This is a genomic window from bacterium (genome assembly GCA_021159335.1).
Classification (GTDB): domain Bacteria; phylum UBP14; class UBA6098; order B30-G16; family B30-G16; genus JAGGRZ01.
Genome location: JAGGRZ010000020.1, coordinates 1 through 4,375, shown reverse-complemented (window position 1 = coordinate 4,375; position 4,375 = coordinate 1). Strand labels below are relative to the sequence as shown.

The 4,375-nt window shown below is 43.9% G+C and carries 3 protein-coding genes; all 3 read left to right on the top strand.

Annotated features, from left to right (window positions below):
• On the top strand, positions 1-2,192 hold a 2,192-nt coding region (locus tag J7J62_01315), incomplete at its 5' end, for a polymer-forming cytoskeletal protein (GenBank protein ID MCD6123798.1).
• 166 nt (positions 2,193-2,358) lie between these two features.
• A complete protein-coding gene (locus tag J7J62_01310) occupies positions 2,359-3,492 on the top strand; it encodes a hypothetical protein (protein ID MCD6123797.1) in 1,134 nt (377 codons plus the stop codon).
• 115 nt (positions 3,493-3,607) lie between these two features.
• Positions 3,608-4,375 (top strand): PAS domain S-box protein (locus J7J62_01305; protein MCD6123796.1); only part of this gene is annotated, 768 nt, incomplete at its 3' end.

Here is a 4,375-nt window from a genome sequence, read left to right as displayed (position 1 = left end):
CAGGGAACAATGTTGATGCAGCATTGGATGAGATTATAGGGGATATGTATTCGGGCAATGGTGATATTAATCACAGTCTGCAGCGGGCATATGAGGATGGTGCGACGATAAATCTGGACGGGACTGTGGGTTCGATAAGAATAAATGATACCAATGACAAGGATATATTGTTTGTTAAAGAGAAAGTAAGTTCTTCTTCGCCTCGTTATGCTATAAGGTCTGATTTTGACCTCGCGGGGAAGCTTCCGAACAGCACATCAGGTAGCAATGCGATATCGGGCTGCATTTGGGATAACCAGAGTAGCTGGAATAAGCGTGCATTGGGTGCGATAGGTTCGGCGATACATACAGTTTCAGGTGGTGTTACATATGACGGTTATTCGGCAGTTACGGGTTCGTATTTCACTACGACCTCGAATGATACGGTAGCTGGTGCGTTGGGTTCATGGTTGGATGTTACTGTTGGTGCGACGACTACTCATCTTTACACTGGAGTTCGTGGTTATGTTGATGCTTCACATCGTGGGTCATCAGATTATTATGCGGGTTACTTTGACGGCAGAGTTAGGATTAATAGCTACCTCTATGTAGACACCATTGATGTTTCCCAGCGGACTGATACAGTGATTGTAGACGATGACCTCAAGGTTGTCGGTGACCTCTTGGTTACTGGTTCTATAGCTGGTTCCTACATAGGCGCTATGGATACTATCTGGGCTAACTTTACTGACGGTAAGAGCCATACTACCGACACAATAGTTGCGTATGACCAGTTCAAGGTTTATGGGGAATTGATAGCTGATTCTATCCAAGCTGTAGGAAATGTCGTGGAAGTTAAGGATAGCCTGCGTATACTTGGAGATGTTAATGTCCAGGGTGACCTGTTCGCAGATAGTATATACGCAAGAGATGACATTGTTGCAGCGAATAATCTTGATATTGGTGGTAATGCTAATATTGCCGGTCATGCGGTGATTGATGATTATCTGACAGCTGACAGCGTTTACTCGAGCGGCAATGTGGTAGCCAACAATAACCTCTATGTAGGCGGTCATGCTGACATTGTTGACTATGTGAACACAGACAGCATCTACGCCGGTGACGATGTGGTAATCAACGCGACAGTGTTCGTTGATACGATAACTGGTGAGGATCATGATACAATTACGGTTACCAACGACTTCAAAGTTAATGGTGAACTCATAGTAGATTCGATCCAGGCAGTTGGCAACTCCGTGGAGATAGATGATAGCCTGATTGTGCATGGTGACCTTACAGTGGATGGAACCATTTATAACCATAACATCTCTATTGATACCCTATTCGCCGGCGACCTCGGCACAGTTACCGATACGATTTATGCTTGGGATAACTTCTTCGTCCATGGTGAGCTTATAGCGGATTCGATTCAGGCTGTGGGTGATGTAGTTGAGATTGATGACAGCCTGCTTGTACACGGAACGGTTTCTGCTGATAGCTTGTATACAAATAATGGAATCCATGTTGGTGGTAGTGCTGATGTAGCTAATGATCTAACTGTAGGAAGAGACGCTACGATAACTCGTGATCTGACTGTTAACGATGACGCTACCATAAACGATCACTTGACAGTTAACGGAATATCAACATTTAATGATGATGTGTCAATAACTGGTAATCATAATCTATCGGTTTCTGGTGATGTCAGCGCAAACGACGGTACATTCACTGGTGCATTGAGCGCTGGGAGTGCTAGTATAACTGGAGCAGTTACTGCTGACAATGTAGCTACTACTAATCAGATCACTGCAGGAACATATCTCACAGTTGGTACTTATCTCCAAGTGGGTGCACATCTCCAGGTAGCATCGTATGAGACTGTTGGTACATACCTTGCCACTGGTCAGGAGATTCGCTCTCATGGTGGAATAAGCCTTCCGATAAGAACAGTCAACTCGAATGTAACTCTAACTGCTACCGACTACACGGTACTTGCTAATGGAACGATAACTATCACTCTGCCGGCTGCGTCAAGCTATCCTGGAAAGGTTTATGTGATAAAGAATATTGGAACTGGTACGGTGACAGTTAGCCCATCCTCGGGTACTATTGATGGTGCTTCCTCCAAGACGCTCAGCTCCCAGTACTACAGCATAATGGTACAGAGCGACGGCAGCAACTGGTACATCATCTCCGAGAAGATGACGCCGTAATGGCAAAGCTGTAATAGTCCTCCCGGGGGTTCTAAACGCCCCCGGGGGGATTTTTTGAAAGCTGGTTTTGTAACGTAGTGTTATTTGAAAATTAGCGGATTTTGAGAATAGATTTAGTGATTATGTTTTTAGATGATAATTGAAATGATACACATGGGGAGGAAGAATGATGCGTAAGTTGGCGATAGTAACAATGATTTTGTTAATTTCGGGTTTAATATTTGCTCAAGCTACCAATCTTAAGATATTCTGGGACTCTTTTACGAATGGTGGTTACGAAGGAACTCAAACCCCTATGTCCGGGGGAAATTTATATGTTAGAGCTACTGCTCTTGGTCGAGGTGCGGCAAGCAGCGATATGATGACAGGAACAAATATAGTCGCATATCCTGGCTATAGATGGATTGACCTCGACCTTAGGGCACCTATATCATGGATCGATTCTATGGATACCATTTCGGAGGACCCTTTTTGGCTGGTTTCCTGGGACGCTGTTGATACAACCATTGAGGATGGCGAGGGTTGGGGCGTTTGGCTTTATACTGTTCAATATGCCATAAATGATACAAGCACATGGTTTACTTGGCTTGATTCCACATCCTTTACCGATGCATACTTTGGTCCCTTCAGCCCAGTTAATGTGTCCTCTCACCCTAATGATACCTTTTACTTCAGGGTTAGAGCATATGACTATGCCACCAACGCTGAAACACTCAAGTTTTATGAAGCGTGGGTTGTTTATCAACCCGGAAGCCTTGCGTTTTCCATTGTCAGTGGAAATCCATTCTCAAAGCCAGATACATTCATTATAGGTTGGAAAGCGCCATATGATACTGTTCATGTGCCATATTACGCAGACGCTGATACAATAATTAGTATGGAAGATACAGATATGGTCGTTCTTCAGAACGACGGCACCGATACTCTGCAGATTCATCTTGCTGCTGGAACATATGTGTGGGATACAGTTTCTCATAAGAATTTATGGGTTCTTGGGACCAATGGAGGAACCGACACATTTGGATTGCGTGCTATACTTAACGACGATGATACTGTTCCTTCGCCTAATGCGTTTACGGCGACCCAGACTGCATTAACATCTGCGTTTGCTTCTGCTGCGGGTGCAAAGTTCGGTCCCAGTGATGGAAAGCTTATGCCAAATGTCTCGGGTGCCGATACTTCGGCGTTTAGAGAAAATCTCTGGATTCAGGTTTATTTGCCCAAGTGGAGCACAACATATGGGCAGACAGGTGTTGATAGGTTCTTTATCAAGGTTAAGGCTGTGGAGGCTACACCGTGATGTTTTATTTGACGGACTTGCATTAGCACGAATAACAGCCCGCCTTTGCGAAAAGCATCGGCGGGTTTTTTATTTTCATTAAAAATTTGCAGGTTGGCAAAACAGGAGTTAAACAATGGATAGTGCGGGGAGAGATAAATTGGGAAATTTTGAGGGCGAACATAGCAAAAGAGGTGTTGATGGTGAAGAAATAAAGGATTTAAGCAATATCGATGATTTGCGCGCATGTATAAAAAAAGCGCTTGATGACGAGAAATTACTCGAGCAGATGTTTACACTGCTTAAAACAGGCATTGAAGGGCGGAAAGGTAGCCTGTATATCCCGGAGCTTGGTGTTACCTATGATTTTCTCGCACAGTTGCTGGATAATGTCAAGGTAGGAATAGTTATTTTTTCAAAGGATGGTAAACCGTTGTTTTCAAATTCCACAGCTCGGCAAATGCTTGGCATAAGCGCTGACTACGCTGGAAAAGGAGTGATTCCACCTCATCTTGAGAAATTCTTCCACGAAGAGTTTATGGAGAAGCTTTTCAAACCTGCTATAGAAGCCGGTTCTCCTGTAAAAGGTGTTCTTAGGTGCGAAATGAACGGGAAAACCTTGTATCTTGATGGTGTAGTTTCGCCTTTGACGATCCTGGGACAGGAAAAGTGTTTTATAGTGGGGTTCATTGATGTGACCGACTTATATGATCTCAGGACAAAATTCGAGCAAGCTTCACGAGAATGGGAGTTGGTTTTCGACAGCATTTCTTCAATGATAGTGTTTGTCGATAACGAATACAAGATCTTGAAACTTAATGCGGCTGCCCATGAACTCGCAGGCAAAAAATTTAAAGACGGTATGAAGTGTTACGAGCTTTTCCATAATTTGTCTGAACCGCCT

What these genes read in the sequence shown, in the direction of transcription:
- J7J62_01310 (MCD6123797.1), top strand. Translation starts at nt 2,359, where the DNA reads ATGATGCGTAAGTTGGCGATAGTAACAATGATTTTGTTAATTTCGGGT.